The following is an 18,753-nucleotide window of genomic DNA, read 5'->3' as shown; positions in this document are numbered from 1 at the left end:
CACCGCCAGTAACGGCGCCGAGCAGAAATCAGAACTCAACACTGACGCGGACATCCATGCCCACGTGCTGGGCACTCTCTGTCCGTGCGCGAACTAATAAACGCCAGGAGGAACGGCGCCAGTTAACCAGGAGGCTTGATCCAAGATGAAAGACATTGCCGAACTTTTTGCAGAGCAGTACGGCGAAACGCGCGAGCAGGAAATGCCGCTGCAGGAGTATTTGAACACCTGCCGTGACGATCCAAGCCTGTACGCGAACGTTGCCGAGAGGATGCTGAAGGCAATTGGCCAGGAAGAACTGGTGGACACGTCCAAGGACTCCCGCCTGGGGCCGATCTTTCAGAACCGCACGATCAAGCGCTACAGCGCCTTCCACGATTTCTACGGCATGGAAGATACGATCGAACGGATCGTCGGATACTTCCGCCACGCCGCGCAGGGCCTGGAAGAACGCAAGCAGATCCTCTACTTGCTGGGGCCGGTGGGCGGCGGCAAATCCTCTCTGGCGGAACGGCTGAAGCGCCTGATGGAGGATCAGCCAATCTACGTGCTGAAGGCCGGCAACCAGATTTCCCCGATCTTCGAAAGCCCGCTGGGCCTGTTTGATCCGGTCCGCATGGGCAAGGTGCTGGAGGAGGAATACGGCATTGCCCAGCACCGGCTGCCCGGGCTGATGTCGCCTTGGGCGGTGCAGCGGCTGGATGAATTCGATGGTGATATCAACAAGTTTTCCGTCGTCCGCCTCTATCCGTCGCGGCTGCGCCGGATCTGTGTCGCCAAGGTAGAGCCGGGGGATGAAAACAACCAGGATATCTCCACCCTGGTCGGCAAGGTCGACATCCGCCAGCTGGAGCATTTCAGCCAGGACAACCCGGACGCCTACAGCTTCTCCGGCGGCCTGAACCGGTCGACACAGGGCATCCTCGAATTCGTCGAGATGTTCAAGGCGCCGATCAAGATGCTGCACCCGCTGCTGACAGCGACCCAGGAAGGCAATTACATGGGCACCGAAAGCTTCGGCGCCATCCCCTTCAGCGGCCTGATCCTGGCCCATTCCAACGAAAGCGAATGGCAATCCTTCAAGAACAACAAGAACAACGAGGCCTTTATCGACCGGGTGTCGATCGTCAAGGTGCCCTACTGCCTGCGCGTCTCGGATGAGACCTCGATCTACCAGAAACTGATCGAGAACAGCGAGCTGCGCAATGCGCCCTGCGCGCCGGAGACGCTGAAAATCCTCAGCCGCTTCTCGGTGCTGACGCGCCTGAAGCCGCATGAGAACTCGAACCTCTATTCCAAGATGCGGGTCTATGACGGCGAAAGCCTCAAGGACACCGATCCCAAGGCCAAGACGGTGCAGGAATACCAGGACCGCGCCGGCGTCGATGAGGGCATGAACGGCATTTCCACCCGCTTTGCCTTCAAGGTGCTCTCCACCACCTTCAACTTCGACACCAACGAGGTGGCGGCAGACCCGGTGCACCTGATGTATGTGCTGGAGCAGATGATCAAGCGCGAGCAGTTCCCGCAGGAGACGGAACAGAAGTATCTGGAATTCATCAAGACCGAACTGGCGCCGCGCTACGAGGAGTTCATCGGCAACGAAATCCAGAAGGCGTACCTCGAAAGTTATACCGAATACGGCCAGAACGTGTTCGATCGCTACATCTCCTATGCCGATGCCTGGATCGAGGAGCAGGATTACAAGGATCCTGACACCGGCCAGCTCTACAACCGCGAGGTTCTGGATGCGGAGCTTTCCAAGATCGAGAAGCCGGTCGGCATCGCCAATCCCAAGGACTTCCGCAACGAGGTGGTCAAATTTGCCCTGCGCCACCGTGCCAATACCGGCTCGAACCCGGCCTGGAGCTCTTATGAGAAGCTGCGCGATGTGATCGAAAAGCACATGTTCAGCCAGGTCGAGGAACTGCTGCCGGTGATCTCCTTCGGGTCCAAGAAGGACAGCAAGACCGAAAGCAAGCACCAGGAGTTCGTCGAGCGGATGCGCGGCCACGGCTATACCGACCGCCAGGTGCGGCGCCTGGTCGAATGGTACATGCGGGTCAACAAGGCGGGCTAAAGAGGAGCGCTGTGCAACATGCATCATTTCATCGACAGGCGCGCCAATCCAAAGGGCAAGAGCCTCGGGAACCGCCAGCGGTTCCTGCGGCGGGCCCGGGAGAATATTAAGGAGCGCGTCGATCAGTCGGTCCGGGGGAAGTCGATCCAAGGCGGCGGCGGCGTCCCGGACGAAGGCGAAAAGGTGACGATCCCGACACGGGGGCTGAAGGAGCCGCGGTTCTTCCATTCCTCCAAGGGCGGGCTGCGGCGCCATGTGCTGCCGGGCAACAAGGAGTTTGTCGTCGGCGACACCATCAAACGGCCGCAGGGCGGCGCCGGGCAGGGCGGCCGCAAGGCCTCCGAGGACGGCGAGGGGGAGGATGAGTTTTCCTTCACCCTGACCCAGGAGGAGTATCTGGAAATCCTGTTCGAGGGGCTGGAGCTGCCGGACCTGGTGGAGAAAGCCACGGTGGAAACCGAAACCATCGGCACCCGCCGCGCGGGCCTGACCACGGCGGGCACGCCGAACAACCTCAACCTGGTGCGCACCATGCGCAACTCGCTGGGCCGCCGCATCGCATTGCAGCGCCCCACCACCAAGTCCCAGCGCGATCTGGAAGAGCAGATCGCCGAGCTGGAGGCGCTGGACGAGCGTACCCCGCCGCAGGAGGAATTTCTGGAGACGCTGCGCAAGAAGCTCGAAGGCGTCCTGCGCAAGCGCAAGGTGGTCGGCTACATCGACCCGCTGGACCTGCGCTACGACACCTTTGTGCCGGAAAAGATCCGCAATTCCCGCGCCGTGGTGTTCTGCCTGATGGATGTGTCCGGCTCCATGCAGGAGCGCGAGAAGGATCTGGCCAAGCGGTTCTTCCTGCTGCTGCACCTGTTCCTGGAACGCTGCTATGAGCACACTGAGCTGGTGTTCGTGCGCCATACCCACCACGCTCAGGAAGTGGATGAAGAGACCTTCTTCTATGCCCGCGAAACCGGCGGCACCATCGTCTCCACCGCGCTGGAGAAGATGAAGGAGATCATCGACGAGCGCTATCCGCCGGATGAGTGGAACATCTACGGCGCCCAGGCCTCGGACGGCGAAAACTTCGGCAATGACTCGGTGCGCTGCAAGAACCTCTTGCTGAACGACCTGCTGCCGGTCAGCCAGTTCTATGCCTATGTGGAAATCGTCGATGAGGCGGCGGAGATGCTGCTGAACAACCCCGAAGCAGGCGAAGACCTGTGGCAGAACTACCGCGAGGTGAAGGCGCAGGCGCAGCATTTCGAGATGCAGCGGGTTTCGCAGCCGGGCCACATCTATCCGATTTTCCGGGAGTTCTTCCTCCCCAAGGTGAAAGGGGCGCAGTATGCAGGCAGCTGAAACGGCGCGCGAGCCGCTGTTCGACGGGCCGGAATGGACCTTCGAGCTGATGGAAAAGGCGCGCGACGCGATCGAGGAGATCGCGCTCGAAGACCTTGGGCTGGACGTTTATCCCAATCAGATCGAGATCATTTCAGCCGAGCAGATGCTGGACGCCTATTCCTGTGTCGGCCTGCCGCTGATGTATCAGCACTGGTCCTTCGGCAAGCACTTTGCCCGCGACGAGGCGCTTTACCGCACCGGCCGCCAGGGGCTGGCTTATGAGATCGTGATCAATTCGAACCCCTGCATCAGCTACAACATGGAAGAAAACACCATGGCGATGCAGACGCTGGTGATGGCGCATGCGGCCTTCGGGCACAATCATTTCTTCAAGAACAACTACCTGTTCCAGCAATGGACCGATGCCGCGGGCATTCACGACTACCTGGCCTTTGCCAAGAACTACATCGCCGCCTGCGAGGAACGCTATGGCCCGATGGCCGTGGAAGAGGTGCTGGACGCCGCCCATGCGCTGCAGTCCCAGGGCGTGTTCCGCTACGGCCGCCCGCCCAAACCCACCAACGAGGAGCTGGTGGCGATGCAGAAGGTGCGCGAGGGCTACGAAGGCAGCCAGAGCGTGCTGGATATCTGGACCGACACGACCCTGGGTCGGGACAAGCTGCAACTGGTCGAAGACGCCGACTACAGCGCGCGCCGCAAGCTGATGAACCTGCCGCAGGAGAACATCCTGTACTTCCTGGAAAAGCACAGCCCGGTGCTGGAGCCCTGGCAATGCGAGATCCTGCGCATCGTGCGGATGCTGGCGCAGTACCTTTACCCGCAGAAACAGACCAAGGTAATGAACGAGGGCTGCGCGACCTTCGTGCACTATTACATCATCAACAAGCTCCATGAGCAGGGCCAGATCACCCAGGGCGCCTATATGGAGATGCTGCACAGTCATACCAACGTGGTAATGCAGCCGGAGTATGACGATCCGCGCTATTCCGGCATCAACCCTTATGCGCTGGGCTTTGCGATGATGCAGGACATCCGCCGCATCTGCCAGGATCCCACCGACGAGGACCGCGAATGGTTCCCGGATTTCGCCGGCAATCCGGACTGGCGCGGAGTGCTGCGGGACGCCTGGGCGAACTACCGGGACGAAAGCTTCATCCAGCAGTTCCTGTCGCCGAACCTGATCCGCAAATTCAAGCTGTTCACCCTGACCAACGACGCGGAACTGCCCAACCTGGTGGTCAGCCAGATTCACAACCGGGCCGGCTACAAGGCGATCCGCCGCGATCTGGCGAAACAGTATGACCTGGCCTATCTGGAGCCGGACATCCAGGTCACCGATGCCGACCTGCGCGGCGACCGGGAGCTGAAGCTGACCCACACCGTGCGCGACGGCATCCACCTGGACGAAGAGGATCAGGATGAGGTGCTGAAGCACCTGCGCCGCCTCTGGGGCTATGACGTCAGCCTGGACGCGGTTGAGGCAACCACCGAAAACTGATTGCAGGGCGGCCCTCGCCGCAAGGGCACAGGAACCGGCTGCATGACCAAAAAGAAAACGCAGGCCCGAAGGCCTGCGTTCTTTTTGGTGTTTCACATGAATCCCGGGGTCAGAATTCCACAACCGCGCGGATCGACTTGCCTTCGTGCATCAGCTCGAAGCCTTCGTTGATCTGGTCCAGGGTCAGCTTGTGGGTGATCATCGGGTCGATCTCGATCTTGCCGTCCATGTACCAGTCGACGATTTTCGGCACGTCGGTGCGGCCCGATGCGCCGCCAAAGGCGGTGCCGCGCCAGCTGCGGCCGGTGACCAGCTGGAACGGGCGGGTCGAGATTTCCGCGCCTGCAGGCGCCACGCCGATGATGATCGATTCACCCCAGCCCTTGTGGGCGCATTCCAGCGCGGTGCGCATCACCTGCACGTTGCCGGTGGCGTCAAAGGTATAGTCCGCGCCGCCGCCGGTGAGTTCGACCAGATGCGCCACCAGATCGCCCTCGACCTCGGCCGGGTTGACGAAATCGGTCATGCCGAAGTGCTTCGCCATCTCCACCTTGCCCGGGTTCAGGTCGACGCCGACGATCTGGTCGGCACCGGCCAGCCGCAGGCCCTGGATCACATTCAGGCCGATGCCGCCGAGGCCGAACACCACCGCGCGGGAGCCGATTTCCACCTTGGCGGTGTTGATCACAGCGCCAATTCCGGTGGTGACGCCGCAGCCGATGTAGCAGACCTTGTCGAACGGCGCGTCGTCACGGATTTTCGCCAGTGCGATTTCCGGCACCACGGTGTGGTTGGCAAAGGTCGAACAGCCCATGTAGTGGTGGATCGGGGTGCCGTCCTGCATCGAGAAGCGGGTGGTGCCGTCCGGCAGCAGGCCCTGGCCTTGCGTCGAGCGGATCGCCTGGCACAGGTTGGTCTTGGGGTTGAGGCAGTATTCGCACTCGCGGCATTCAGGCGTGTAAAGCGGGATCACGTGGTCGCCCGGCTTCAGGCTGGTTACGCCTTCGCCGACCTCGATCACGACGCCCGCGCCCTCATGGCCCAGGATCGCCGGGAAGATGCCTTCCGGGTCATCGCCGGAGCGGGTGAATTCGTCGGTGTGGCACAGGCCGGTTGCCTTGATTTCCACCAGAACCTCGCCCGCCTTCGGGCCTTCGAGGTTCACTTCCATGATTTCCAGCGGTTTGCCGGGGGCAACCGCAACGGCAGCGCGGGTCTTGATCATGTGACTGGTCCTTCGTTCTTGTCTGCGGGACCGGGCCGCCGCCTGGCGGGTCCGGGGTGAATGCGGTGCCAGCGGCTGCGCCGCGGCTGGAATGACCCAGCGTTACATTTGCGGGCCGGCACGCGCAAGCATTGCCTCGGCACCCTAACAGGGGAGGCACCCCGGGCTTTGCCCCGAAAGCGACAGCTGAGCCGCGGTCCGCGCCATCCCGGCACAATGAAAAACCCGCGGGTTCCAGCACTTTGCCTGCAGGCTTCCAGTTTTGGGAAGGAATCTCGGTGCCACCCCTTGACCTTCCCCTCGCTGGAACCCTCATATCCACTGTCAAAGGAACAGATTCCGGCGGACTTCCGATGTCAGACACGACCCAAATTTCCTTACATATCACCGGCCTCAGCTGTGCGGGCTGTGCAGGCCGGGCAGAACGCGCTCTGGCGGCAGTGGAGGGGGTTCAGTCGGCCTCCGTCAATCTAGCCAACGCTACCGGCCAGGTGGAGGCCGCCCGGGATGTGGCGCTGACCGACCTGACCGGCGCCCTGGCCGCTGCCGGCTATCCGGCCGCGGAATCGCAGGCTGCATTGGTGATCAGCGGCATGAGCTGCGCTTCCTGCGTGGGCCGGGTGGAAAAGGCGCTGCTGGCGGTGCCGGGGGTGCTGTCGGCCAGCGTCAACCTGGCAAACGAGACCGCGCAGATCCGCTATCTGACCGGTGCCGCCCGCGCTGCGGATCTGGCCCGCACGGTGACGGAGGCCGGCTATCCGGCCCGTCTCAGCGGCGCGGCTGAGGATGAGGCGGAACAGGCCAGCCAGCGCAAGGCGGATGAAATTTCCGCACTGGGCCGTCAGGTGCTGATCGCCGCGCTGCTGACCCTGCCGGTGTTCCTGATCGAGATGGGCGGCCACATGGTTCCGGCACTGCACCACTGGGTGGCGGCGAATATCGGCATGCAGAACAGCTACTTGCTGCAGTTTGCCCTGACCACCGCGGTGCTGGCGGGGCCGGGGCGGCAGTTCTATGCCAAGGGCTTACCGGCGCTGTTCCGGGGCGCACCCGACATGAACGCACTGGTGGCTCTGGGCACTGCCGCGGCCTACGGATTCTCGGTGATTTCCACCTTCGCACCCCGGCTGCTGCCCGCAGGCACCGCCAATGTCTATTACGAGGCCGCGGCGGTCATCGTGGTGCTGATCCTGACGGGCCGTTTCCTGGAGGCCCGTGCCAAGGGCCGCACCGGCGCAGCGATCCGCAAACTGGCGGGATTGCAGCCCAAGTCCGCCATGGTAGTCTCCGGCGGTGAGGCGATCGAAACCCCGGTGGAGGAGATCGGCACCGGCGACCTGATCCGGGTCCGTCCGGGCGAGCGGATCGCGGTGGATGGCGAGATCACCTCAGGCAGCTCCTACGTCGACGAAAGCATGATTTCCGGCGAGCCGGTGCCGGTTGCCAAGTCCCGCGGCGATGAGGTGACGGCTGGCACCATCAACGGCAACGCCGCGCTGGAATTCCGCGCAACCCGTGTGGGGCGCGACACCGTGCTGGCGCAGATCATCCGCATGGTGGAGCAGGCGCAGGGCGCCAAGCTGCCGGTGCAGGGGCTGGTCGACCGGATCACCCTGTGGTTCGTGCCTGCCGTCATTGCGGTGGCTGCGCTGACAGTGCTGGCCTGGTCGCTGTTCGGCCCGGCGCCGTCGCTGCCGCTGGCACTGGTGGCCGGCGTCTCGGTGCTGATCATCGCCTGCCCCTGCGCAATGGGGCTTGCAACGCCGACCTCGATCATGGTGGGCATCGGCCGCGCTGCCCAGATGGGGGTGCTGTTCCGCAAGGGCGACGCATTGCAGCGGCTGCAGGAGGTCAAGGTGGTGGCGCTCGACAAGACCGGCACATTGACCGAGGGCCGCCCGGCGCTGACCGAATTGATCTGCGCTGAGGGCTTCACCCGCGAGGAGGTGCTGCGCCTGGCCGGCGCCGCCGAGACGCAGTCCGAACACCCGATTGCCCGCGCCATCACGGCGGCGGCAGGCAAGGGGCTGCCCAAGGCTGAAGCCTTTGAGGCGATCCCGGGCTACGGCCTGCGGGCAGAGGTCGAAGGCCGCGTGGTGCTGGCTGGTGCTGCCCGTCTGATGGCGCGCGAAGGCATTGCCCTTGGCGCGCTGGAGGCGGAAGGCGCGCGGCTGGCTGAGCGCGGCGAAACCCCGCTCTATGCTGCCGTCGACGGCCGACTTGCGGCAGTGATTGCGGTGGCGGATCCGATCAAGCCGGGCACCCCGGCAGCGATCAAGGCGTTTCATGAGCAGGGGTTGAAGGTGGCCATGATCACAGGCGATGCGGCCGCGACGGCGCAGGCGATTGCCAGGCGGCTGGACATTGACGCGGTTAAGGCCGAATGCCTGCCTGCGGACAAGGTAAAGGCGCTGCAGGAACTGCAGGCGGAACACGGCACGCTGGCATTCGTCGGCGATGGCATCAATGACGCCCCGGCGCTGGCGGCGGCGGATGCGGGAATCGCCATCGGCACCGGCACCGACGTGGCGATCGAGGCCGCGGATGTAGTGCTGGTCTCCGGCGATCTGCGCGGGGTGGTCAACGCGCTGACGGTCAGCCGCGCCACCATGCGCAACATCCGCCAGAACCTGGGCTGGGCCTTTGGCTACAACGTGCTGCTGATCCCGGTGGCGGCGGGTTTGCTCTACCCCTTTGGCGGCCCGCTGCTGTCGCCTGCTCTGGCGGCAGGCGCCATGGCGCTGTCGAGTGTTTTTGTGCTGTCGAATGCGCTGCGCTTGCGCCGCCTGAAACCGGCCATAGATGAGGATCAGGCCGCACCGGCACCCAAGGCGGACACCAAGCAGGAGGCGCGCGCATGAATATCGGGGACGTTTCCAGCCGCTCAGGGCTTCCGGCCAAGACGATCCGCTATTACGAGGACATCGGCCTGATCAAGCCGCACCGCAGCGCCAACGGCTACCGCTGCTTTGCCGAGACCGACCTGCACAAGCTGGCCTTTCTGGGCCGCGCCCGGGCGCTGGGCTTCACCATCGAGGACTGCCGCACCCTGATGGCGCTCTATGAGGACGAAAGCCGCGCCAGCGCCGATGTGAAACAGCTGGCGCTGGAGCATCTGGCCAAGATCGAGGAGAAGATCGCGGATTTGCAAGCGATGCATGACACGCTTGGCGAGCTGGTCAAATGCTGCGCCGGCGACAGCCGCCCGGACTGCCCGATTTTGAAGGATCTGTCCGGCGAAAGCTGACCTGTCTGGCAAGCGGGTAGGGACACCCGCGCCCACGGCTGCCTGGCCAGGCAGCCTGGCGGATAAGGTCAAGGCTTCGGGTCTCGTGGCCCGAAGCGGACAGCCTCAGCCGGGGCGCAGCTCCAGGATCTCGCGGGCCTGCTGCCAGGTGGCAACAGGGCGCTCGTATTTTTCACACAGCTCTGCCGCCCGTTTCACCAGCGCGGCGTTTGAGGGTGCCAGCGTTTCGCGGTCCAGCCGCATGTTGTCCTCCAGCCCGGTGCGGGTATGGCCGCCCGCGGCGATCGACCATTCGTTGACCAGGATCTGCCCCGGCCCGACACCGGCACCGCACCACTGGGCCTCCGGCGCCAGCCGCTGCATGGTCTTGACGTAGTAGTCGAACACGTCCTTGTCGACCGGCATCGCGTTTTTCACCCCCATCACGAACTGCACATAAAGTGTGCCGGGAATACGCCCCTCGCGGTTCATCTTCACCGCCTGGTGGATATGCGACAGGTCAAAGGCCTCGATCTCCGGCTTCACGCCGTAGGTGCGCATCTCCGATGCCAGCCAGTCCACCAGGTCCGGGGAGTTCTCATAGACCCTGGTGGGGAAATTGTTGGACCCCACCGACAGCGACGCCATGTCGGGCCTGAGCGGCAGCATGCCGCCGCGTTCGCGGCCCGCGCCGGAGCGGCCGCCGGTCGACAGCTGGATGATCATGCCCGGGCAGTGTTTCTGCAAACCTTCCATCAGCCGCGCGAACCTTTCCGGGTCCGAGGTCGGCGTCTGGTCGTCGTTCCGCACATGGCAATGGGCAATCGAGGCGCCGGCCTCGAACGACTCCTGGGTGCTTTCGATCTGCTCCGCGATGGTGACGGGCACCGCCGGGTTGTTTTCCTTGGTCGGGACAGAGCCGGTGATGGCAACGCAGATGATGCAGGGTTTGCTCATGGATTTCCCCTTCAGATGTCGAAAAACACGGTTTCATCTTCGCCCTGCAGGCGGATGTCGAACCGGTAGACGGCCAGACCGTCCCGCAGCTCGCGCCTGGCGATCAGGGTGGCGCGGCGGCGCTCCCACTCTATCACATTCAGCACTGGGTCGGCAGCGTTGGACGCAGCCTCATCCTCAAAGTAAATCCGCGTGTTCAGCCCCACGTTGATGCCGCGCGCCACGATCCACAGGTTGATGTGGGGCGCCATCATCTGGCCGCCCCGGCCCATCACCGGTCCGGGCTTCACGGTGTCAAATCCCCATTCGCCGGTCTCGAAATCGGTGATCACCCGGCCCCAGCCGCGAAAACCGTCCTCCACCTCGCCTGTGTGCTCCGGATGGGCATAGATGCCGTCTGCATTGGCCTGCCAGGCCTCCAGCAGCACGTCCTTGACCGGTGAGCCGGTGCCGTCGGTCACCACGCCCTCCACCCGGATCCGCTCGCCCCTGGCGTTGGGCCCGGCAATGTCCCAGCCAAGCTCTTGATCGTAGATCTCAAACCCTGCGGCGCCGGGGGCCAGGCCGATATGGACGTAAGGTCCAGCGGTCTGCGACGGGATTTCCTTCAGGTACTCCAGCTTCTGGCGCATCAATTCCCCTCCAGCCGGTTCTCAAACAGGGTGGACCGCCGCCCGCGCAGCACGATGTCAAAGCGGTAGGCGATGGTGTCCAGCGGAATGGTGGCGTTCAGGTCGAGCCGGGCCACCAGCATCTCCACCGCCTCCAGGTCCGGGATGGTGTTCACGATCGGGCAGCGGGCAATCAGCGGATCGCCCTCGAAATAGAGCTGGGTGATCAGCCGCTGGGCAAAGCCGCTGCCAAAGACCGAGACATGGATATGCGCGGGCCGCCAGTCGTTCACCCAGTTGCGCCAGGGATAGGCGCCGGGCTTCACGGTGCGGAAGTGGTAGCAGCCGTTCTCATCCGTCAGCGTCCGGCCGCAGCCGCCGAAATTCGGGTCCAGCGCCCCCAGGTAGGTGTCCTTCTTGTGCCGGTACCGGCCGGAGGCATTGGCCTGCCAGATCTCCACCAGCGTATTCGGCACCGGCCGCGCGTTTTCATCCAGCACCCGGCCATGCACGATGATGCGCTCGCCGATCGGGCTTTGGCCGGGCTGGGCAAAATTCGACAGCAGGTCATTGTCGGTGGCATTGATGTCGTTATGGCCGAACACCGGCCCGGTGATCTCGCTGGCGGTGTTCTCCAGGCTGATCAGCGGAAACTGCGGCGAGCGGGTGACCGAGGTCTTGTAATCCTGCGACAGGGCAGGGGGGTGCCAGCGGCGGTCCCTCTGATAGAACTCCCCGGGCTGCGGCGGTTTGGTCATGCGGTTTCCCCTCCCTCGCTCTCCATTTCGGCATAGGTCTGTTTGGCCAGTTTCAGCGCGCGGTTGGCCCGCGGCACCCCGGCATAGATCGCCACATGCTGGAAAGCCTCCAGCACATCCTCCCGGCTGGCGCCGGTGCGGGCGGTGGCCCGGATATGCATCGGGATCTCGTCAAAATTGCCGGTCGCCGCCAGCAGCGCCAGCGTCAGCATCGAGCGTTCCCGCAGGCTGATCCGGTCCGAGGCCCAGACTGTGCCCCAGGCGGCCTCGGTGATCAGTTCCTGAAACGGCTGGTCCAGCGCGGTCTTGGCGGCCTCCGCCCGGTCCACATGGGCGTCGCCCAGCACCCTGCGCCGCATCTGCATGCCGCGGTCGAAACGGTCTTGCGTCATTCCAGCCTCCCTTTGCCGGGGAGTATCGCATACCGCAAGTGATCTGTATAATCTTTGATCAGGCATAAACCAATAACCAAAATGATATGCGATTATCATCATCCTTGAAACTGCGCCATCTGGAGGTCTTCGTCGAAGTCGCCCGCAAGATGAGCGTCACCCAGGCGGCCGAGGCGCTGGGCATGACCCAGCCCGCCGTCACCCGGGCTCTGCGCGAGCTGGAGGCGGTCTGCGGCAAGCCTCTGGTGGAGAAACACGGCCGCGGCATCCGGCTCAGCAGCTATGGCGAGCTGTTCCGCGACCATGCCGGCCGCAGCCTGGCGCTGGCCCGCGACGGGGTGGCGCTGTTGCGCGGCCTGGATGAGGCCGACGGGCCGCTGGTTGCCATCGGTGCCTTGCCCACGGCGGCGGCGGACCTGGTGCCGGACACGCTGGCACAGCTGCGCAGCAGCGGCGCGCCGGGCCGGTTCATGGTGATGTCCGGGGACAACCGCTATCTGATCGACCAGCTGCGGCGCGGGCGGCTGGATGTGGTGGTGGGGCGGATGCCAGCGCCGGAGACCATGGCCGGGGTTGGCTTCGACCCGCTCTACCGCGAGCGGGTGGCCGCCGTCGTGGCGCGGGACCACCCGCTGGCCGGTGCCGGCCGCCTGCCGCCTTCGGCCTTCGAGGATTACCCGGTGCTGATGCCGTCAGAAGGGGCGGTCATCCGGCCGCTGGTGGAGCGGATGTTTCTGGAGCAGGGCCTGGCGATGCCCCGGTTTCCGGTTGAAACCGTGTCGTCCAGCTTCGGGCGGCGCTTTGTGCTGGCGCATCAGGCCATCTGGATCATCAGCCAGGGCGTGGTGCGGCCGGACCTCGAAGCGGGCACAATGGCGGCCCTGCCGGTGGACACCGGCAGCACTCTCGGCCCGGTGGGCCTCTGCGTCCGCCTGGAGCATCAGCTGTCGCCCGCCGCGGCGCGCTTTTGCACAGCCCTGCGGCGCACTTGCGCGGAGCAGGGGCTGGCATAGCGCGGTTTGCCCCGTCGCAGCTGACCTGGCCGCCCTGCGCCTGCCCGTGGTGGTTGCCTTTCCAGAGGTAACCGCGAGGGGCCGGTTCGATTATTGCTCCTTTTGCGGGTAATTTTTCAATAATTTATGACGTTAAAAAATATCTTTAAGTCCCGAAGCTGTTGAGAAAATTTCTTACGGAACCTCATAGGGAAGCGTTTTTTCATATTTTATTGAGGAATTTCAATACCGCTCTGCGTCGCGGCGACCGAGGTGCCGCACGCTTGCAATCTGTAATTGCAAAACAACCTGTGGGTGTGCATAATAACGATGGTTTAATAACGAGAATTTCAAGCGTTGAGCGGGGTTGCAGATGACAGTCTTTCTTAAGATCCGCCGGTTTGGTGCCTTTGGCGTGTTTCAAGCGGACGGAACGGACGTGCAGCTGGGGGCCAAGCATCAGGCGCTGATGGCGCTGCTGTCCACCGCTGAGGGGGGCATACGGACCCGGGCCTTTCTGGAAAAAACACTGTGGTGCCTAGCACAGCCAGAGCAGGCCAAGGCCAGCCTTCGTACTGCCCTGTCGACGCTGCGGCGGCACCTCGGGCCGGACGCTGCCAGCCTGCTCTATGCCAACCGGGAGCGGGTGATCCTGGACCTGACCCGGGTGGAGCTGGACAGCGGCAGCAGCTCCTCTGTGTTCATGGAAGGCTTTGAACTGCCGCATGAGGCCGTGTTCAACAGCTGGCTCGAGGAGACCCGGTCGCAACTGGTGCGCCAGCCCGCTGCACCGGCACCCCAGGCCGGAACCAAGCCGGGCCGCGTGGTCCTCGACGGGCTGCTGCCGTCGATCGCTGTGCTGCCCTTTGCGCACCGCTCCCCGGGGGAGGCTGCGGCGCCGCTCGGCTCGCTGATTTCGGAGGAACTGTCCCGCTACCTGTCGCGCAGCTGGTCCTTTTCGGTCACCTCCTACCTGGCCTCCCGCCAGTTCAGCCTGGATACCGTGCGCCCGGCCGAGGTTTCCTTGGTGGCCGGTGCCGACTATCTGGTATCAGGCTCCGTCAGCAGCGGCGGCGGCCGCTTTCATGCCGAAATCGACCTGCATGATGCAGTCCGCGAAAAGGTGATCTGGTCGCGCTGCTTCGAGGGCGCCCTGGACAGCCTGCTGGCGGGCCGCAGCGAGGTTCTGCGCGACGCGACCCTGCAGATCGGCCAGACCGCCGCCGGAGAGGCCGTCAGGCTGGCCGATTTCACGCCGCTTTCCGCGCTGGAGAGCCACACCTTGCTGATGGCGGCCATTTCGCTGATGCAGGAAATGGACGTGCAGAAGTTCCAGCAGGCGCACAGTATCCTGTCCCGCCTGCTGGAGCGCGAACCGGGGCATGCGCTGCCGCTGTCCTGGATGGGGTTCTGGCATGTGATGCGGGTGGAGCGGGGCCTGTCGCCCAACCGTGAGGACGACAGCCGCATGGCCTGCGAGATGGCCGAGGCCGCGATTGAGGCGGCCCCAGGCTTTTCCCTCGCCCATACGCTCAAGGGGCTTATCAGCAGCCATCTGACGTTCCGGTTCGACCTGGCTCTGGATGCCTATGATCTGGCGCTGCGCGACAACCCGAACGAGGCGCTGGCGCTGCTCTTGAAAGGCGAGACGCTGGCCTATCAGAACATGGCGGACGAAGCGGTGCAGATGACCGATGCCGCGCGACGGCTGACGCCGCTGGGGCCGCAGTGCTATTACTTCGATGCGCTGTCGGCCCTGGCCAACCTGTCCGCACGCAACTACGGCCGCGCGATAGAGCTTTCCGACCGTGCGCTGGCAGCCAAGCGCGCTTTCCCGGAGCCGCTGCGCTCCAAGGCGATTGCCCTGCAGATGTCGGGCCAGGATGCGGAGGCCCGCAGCACCGTCCAGATACTGCTGGAGGCCGCGCCCGAATTCAGCCTGTCGCAGTTCCAGCGCGACAATCCGGCAGCGATGAGCGCATCCGGCCAGGAATGGGCCTCTGCCTTGCGCCAGGCCGGCGTGCCCGACTGATCCGCGGCCGCCGCCGCAAGGAGCAGGCGGCGGGTCCCGGGCCGTTTGCCCGGCCGCAGCCCCTGACGGGCGGAAGCAGTCTGCGCCGCAAGCGGTTCCTTAAAATCTGCGGGATTTTCTGCGGTAGCCTCATCCTTTTTTTACGTCTTGCAGCCCTTCTTGATGGAAATGGCAGCCGGCTGTGCGGTGCCGGCCTGTGCGCTCCAGGCGCCCAGGCCCGCCGCAGCGGCAGCCGGGCGGCTGGCCTGTCCGGTCCCGGCACGGGCTGTCGGCAAAAGACGTGAGTGAAAGCATGACTTCGAAGAAAAACGCCCTGGCGAAACGCAGGTTCCGGCTGTTTTCGAGCATCGGCGCCAAGATCACGCTGATCCTGATGGCGATGGGGGCAACGGCGGCTGTTGGCGGTGTTCTTGTCACCCTGGTTTTTGCCCAGACCGGCCGCCAGATGGAGGTGCTGACCGGCGAAAAGGTCCCGCAGCTTGAACTCAGCACCCGCATGGTCAACGCCGCAAGCCAGGCCAAGAACGCAATGATCGGCGTCCTGCAGGCCGGTTCGGTCGAGGAGCTGGCCGTGGCCGAGGAAGCCGCGGCAGCTGCCCTGGCGACGCTGGGCGGCAGCGTTTCGGAACTGCCCGCCGCAGAGCAGGCGGTATTCGCACCGGAGGCGGACGCTGCAGCGGAGCGGCTCAGCAATCTGCTAGCCGCACGCAAGGCCGCGTTCCGTAATCAGGCCTGGATCGACACGCAGACTGCCGACCTGCAGACCCTCAGCCAGACGGTGCAGGAAAAGCTCGTGCAGGTCGCCGCCGAGGCGCGCGACAGCCTGATGGACGGCGGCGAAGAGACAATCATCCAAGTCGACGAGGTGCTGAACAACCTGGTGGAACAGCAGTTCGGCAGCCTGCAGACCCTGCTGGAGGCGCGCGCCGATATCAGCATCCTCTCCGGCGCTGCGCTGGCGCTGGGGCATGTGCGCGATGTGCCCACCAAACGGGCGCTCAAGAAGATGGCAAATGACGCCCTGAAACGGCTGGAACCGGTGATGGGCCGCCTGGAGGAGCTGGGCCTGGATGCGTTCCGCGCCAAGAAGGTGCAGGAAGGGGTTGAGCTGTTCCGCTACACCCTGACCGCCAGCCGCAAGGAGCTGAAAGACAGCCGCAAGGAGGTGCTGAGCGCCCGCAACGCAAGCGTGCGCCCGCTGACCCAGGCGATGGAGCGGATGGTGTTCACCCTGTCGGTTGCCGCCACCCAGGCCAGCGCCGACAACCGCACCGCCATTCAGGGGCTGCTGGACAATCAGGTCGGTGTGCTGCTGCGGCTTCTGGAAATCAACAGCTGGATCAGCGCCTTCCAGGTGGCCGCGCTGGACATGGCGGCGGCGCATGGCATCGAGGCTGCCAATGCCGCTTCCGCACCGCTGCAGGAGGCCGCCGCCGCGCTGAAGGGCTTTGCCGGGTTCGGCGGCGGCGTCTTTGCGCAGGAGCTGGAGGGCATGATCGCGCTGGCCGATCCCGTGCAGGGCCTGCCCGCCTTCAAGGTCGCTTCGCTGGAGGCTGCTGCCGAGGCCGCAGCCGCGTCCGAGGCAACGGTGGCAGCGGTGCTGCAATTCGCTGGCCGCGCAACCGGGCTGGGCAACCAGAGCCAGCTGGAGATCGCGTCGATTGCGGACGGGCTGGCCGGTGATGTGACGGCGGCGCAGCGGCAGCTGCAGATCCTGGCGGCGGTGTCCGCCGGGGTGTTCGTCGCCGCCTTGATCCTGACCCGGATCCTGATCCTGCGGCCGCTGGCCAGCATCAGCGGCACCACCGAGCGCCTGGCCGCAGGCGACCTGCAGCCGGTCACCGGCTATGACCGCTCCAGCGACGAAATCCGCCGTATTGCCAATGCCTTGTCGGTGTTCCGCGACGGGCTGGTGGAAAAGGCGGAGGTCGAGGCCGCTGCGGCGGAGGAGCGCGATGCGCGGCTTGCCGAACAGGCCGCCGCGGTGACTGCGATCGGCGCCGGGCTTGAGCGGCTCTCGCAGGGCGATCTGACCGCACGCATCCGCGAGGAGATGGGCGAAGGCTATGCCAAGCTGCGTGATGACTTCAACGCGGCGCTGGAAAAGCTCGAGGCCTCGGTCCGCAGCCTGAGCGCCAACGGCCAGTCCATCGCCGGCGTCAGCAGCGAAATCTCCGCCGCCTCCCGCGATCTGTCGGAGCGCTCCGAGCGCACTGCGCAGACCCTGGCGGGCACCGCCGCAGCGGTGAACCAGCTCTCGGTCTCGATCACCGGCACTGCCCAGGCCTCGGGGGAGGCGTCCGCCTCGGTCGAAGCGGCGCGGCGCAATGCCAGCGGCAGCATCGAAGTGGTCAAGCGGACCTATGGCGCCATGGAGGCGATCAAGGATAGCTCCGAGAAAATTTCCCGCATTATCGGCATGATCGAGGCGATTGCCCAGCAGACCAACCTGCTGGCGCTGAATGCCGGCGTCGAAGCGGCCCGCGCCGGCACTGTCGGCAAGGGGTTTGCGGTGGTGGCTTCCGAGGTCCGCACCCTGGCGCACCGCTCCAAGGAGGCGGCAACAGAGATTGCCGCGCTGGTGGATGAGGCCGGCCAGAATGTTGAGCTGGGCGCCGACCTGGTGGAGCAGACCCGCGCTGCCATCGGCGAGATTTCCGAGTCAGTCGCCAGCGCGGCTGATCTGATGAAAACCATATCCCAGGCCTCCACCGAGCAGTCCGGCAGCCTGCAGGAGATCAACACGGCAATGGCCAACCTTGACGACGCCACCACCCGCAACGCCGGCCTGTTCGAGGAAGTCACCTCCTCCAGCCACGGGCTGTCCAAGGAAGCCCAGGCCATGGCAGGCGCGCTCGGCGCCTTCCGCACCAATGCGGCAGAGCCGGAGGCATTTGCGGACGGCGGTTTCGAGCAGGACGAGCCTTGGCGCCTGCAGGCCTGACGGGCCTGCCCGCAGCTGCCCTGCGGGGCGGCTGGCACGGGCGCATGCAGGCTGGTGCAGCTGTTAAACGCTGCGCTTCAAAGCGGATTGTCGCGGCGCAACGCTGCCAGTGGCTGGCCTGTGCGGAACTGTTCAAGTGAAGATTTGGTGGACTGAAGGGGCGAAAGCTCAAACTAGCTCTTCAAGTCCTGGAAGCGCGGCAACGCCGTCCCGCATCCCTGAATGTTAAACGTCTGGGGGCGATAACGAGAATTCGCGCCATAACTTCAGCAAGATAGATGAGCCGGAGGCGGGCCAGCCGAAGCATCCGCCGCCTTTCTCGCTGCGCCTGACGTATGAGGAACCGGCGCGTCTGGATGCGGATCGGAACGATAAGTCCCTCGGCGCATACGTCCGCCAGCGTTTTTTCGGTGACGATGGCTATCGCGCAAGAAGCGCAGCAATAGTCAAAACCTCGGTAAAGAAGCTCTTGGCCGCTCGGCAGGGGCATTCGATCAGTTGCGCCTGTTTTCGAAGCTGAACCGGCTTGCCACGGCTGTGAATGAAAGCTCCCTGCCGGTCACGCCGGAGACTGAGAAAAAAGCCGCTCCGCTTCGATCGAATTAATAGAATATTATCAGAGACCCGTAAGTATCTGCGAAAAACAGTGTGTGCCGGTCCTGTCCAGTCGAAGACTGGG

13 protein-coding genes are annotated in these 18,753 nt (G+C 64.5%); 8 read left to right on the top strand and 5 right to left on the bottom strand.

The genetic code is table 11. From position 1 onward, the window contains the following. Nucleotides 1-145: 145 nt before the first annotated feature. From KUW17_RS13640 to KUW17_RS13630, 3 genes are read left to right on the top strand one after another with little or no spacing between them, the layout of a single operon-like run. The gene (locus tag KUW17_RS13640; protein WP_222480019.1) at nt 146-2,080 is read left to right on the top strand and encodes a PrkA family serine protein kinase; all 1,935 of its coding nucleotides are present in this window, start codon (nt 146-148) and stop codon (nt 2,078-2,080) included. 18 nt (nt 2,081-2,098) lie between these two features. Next, a complete protein-coding gene (locus KUW17_RS13635) occupies nt 2,099-3,436 on the top strand; it encodes a YeaH/YhbH family protein (protein WP_222480017.1) in 1,338 nt (445 codons plus the stop codon). Further along, on the top strand, nt 3,423-4,937 hold the full coding sequence (locus tag KUW17_RS13630) for a SpoVR family protein (RefSeq protein WP_222480015.1): 1,515 nt from the start codon (nt 3,423-3,425) through the stop codon (nt 4,935-4,937). Before KUW17_RS13635 ends, KUW17_RS13630 begins: the two co-directional genes overlap by 14 nt. Before the next feature lie 109 nt (nt 4,938-5,046). Here the strand turns inward: KUW17_RS13630 and KUW17_RS13625 are convergent, their stop codons facing one another. Next, nucleotides 5,047-6,159: an S-(hydroxymethyl)glutathione dehydrogenase/class III alcohol dehydrogenase gene (locus tag KUW17_RS13625; protein WP_222480510.1), complete on the bottom strand. Its 1,113-nt coding sequence runs from the start codon at nt 6,157-6,159 to the stop codon at nt 5,047-5,049. A gap of 356 nt (nt 6,160-6,515) precedes the next feature. Between KUW17_RS13625 and KUW17_RS13620 the strand changes: the two genes are divergently transcribed. Together KUW17_RS13620 and cueR are read left to right on the top strand one after the other, a co-directional pair. Further along, nucleotides 6,516-9,023 (top strand): heavy metal translocating P-type ATPase, encoded by a 2,508-nt coding sequence (locus KUW17_RS13620; protein WP_222480013.1) that lies wholly within the window; start codon nt 6,516-6,518, stop codon nt 9,021-9,023. Then, a complete protein-coding gene (gene cueR / locus KUW17_RS13615; RefSeq protein ID WP_222480011.1) occupies nt 9,020-9,409 on the top strand; it encodes a Cu(I)-responsive transcriptional regulator in 390 nt (129 codons plus the stop codon). Before KUW17_RS13620 ends, cueR begins: the two co-directional genes overlap by 4 nt. A gap of 105 nt (nt 9,410-9,514) precedes the next feature. Here the strand turns inward: cueR and KUW17_RS13610 are convergent, their stop codons facing one another. From KUW17_RS13610 to pcaC, 4 genes are read right to left on the bottom strand one after another with little or no spacing between them, the layout of a single operon-like run. Then, a complete protein-coding gene (locus KUW17_RS13610; protein WP_222480009.1) occupies nt 9,515-10,345 on the bottom strand; it encodes a 3-keto-5-aminohexanoate cleavage protein in 831 nt (276 codons plus the stop codon). An 11-nt stretch (nt 10,346-10,356) separates the two neighbouring features. Further along, the gene (gene pcaG, locus KUW17_RS13605; RefSeq protein ID WP_222480007.1) at nt 10,357-10,977 is read right to left on the bottom strand and encodes a protocatechuate 3,4-dioxygenase subunit alpha; all 621 of its coding nucleotides are present in this window, start codon (nt 10,975-10,977) and stop codon (nt 10,357-10,359) included. Continuing rightward, nucleotides 10,977-11,714, bottom strand: coding sequence for a protocatechuate 3,4-dioxygenase subunit beta (gene pcaH, locus KUW17_RS13600; RefSeq protein ID WP_222480005.1), 738 nt, complete (start codon nt 11,712-11,714; stop codon nt 10,977-10,979). The genes pcaG and pcaH overlap by 1 nt, the downstream gene beginning before the upstream one ends. Then, entirely contained in the window at nt 11,711-12,106 is a 396-nt protein-coding gene (gene pcaC / locus KUW17_RS13595; RefSeq protein ID WP_222480003.1) for a 4-carboxymuconolactone decarboxylase, read from the bottom strand. The genes pcaH and pcaC overlap by 4 nt, the downstream gene beginning before the upstream one ends. A gap of 86 nt (nt 12,107-12,192) precedes the next feature. Here pcaC and pcaQ point away from each other — a divergent pair, with 86 nt between their 5' ends. From pcaQ to KUW17_RS13580, 3 genes are all read left to right on the top strand, one after another. Beyond that, nucleotides 12,193-13,119 (top strand): pca operon transcription factor PcaQ, encoded by a 927-nt coding sequence (pcaQ, locus tag KUW17_RS13590; RefSeq protein WP_222480001.1) that lies wholly within the window; start codon nt 12,193-12,195, stop codon nt 13,117-13,119. 352 nt (nt 13,120-13,471) lie between these two features. Next, entirely contained in the window at nt 13,472-15,130 is a 1,659-nt protein-coding gene (locus KUW17_RS13585) for a transcriptional regulator (RefSeq protein ID WP_222479999.1), read from the top strand. A gap of 292 nt (nt 15,131-15,422) precedes the next feature. Next, on the top strand, nt 15,423-18,074 hold the full coding sequence (locus KUW17_RS13580) for a methyl-accepting chemotaxis protein (protein WP_222479997.1): 2,652 nt from the start codon (nt 15,423-15,425) through the stop codon (nt 18,072-18,074). Nucleotides 18,075-18,753 lie beyond the last annotated feature (679 nt).

Source organism: Leisingera aquaemixtae (genome assembly GCF_019801145.1).
In the GTDB taxonomy this organism is placed as follows: Bacteria; Pseudomonadota; Alphaproteobacteria; order Rhodobacterales; family Rhodobacteraceae; genus Leisingera; species Leisingera aquaemixtae_A.
This window is presented reverse-complemented; position numbering and strand designations above follow the sequence as displayed.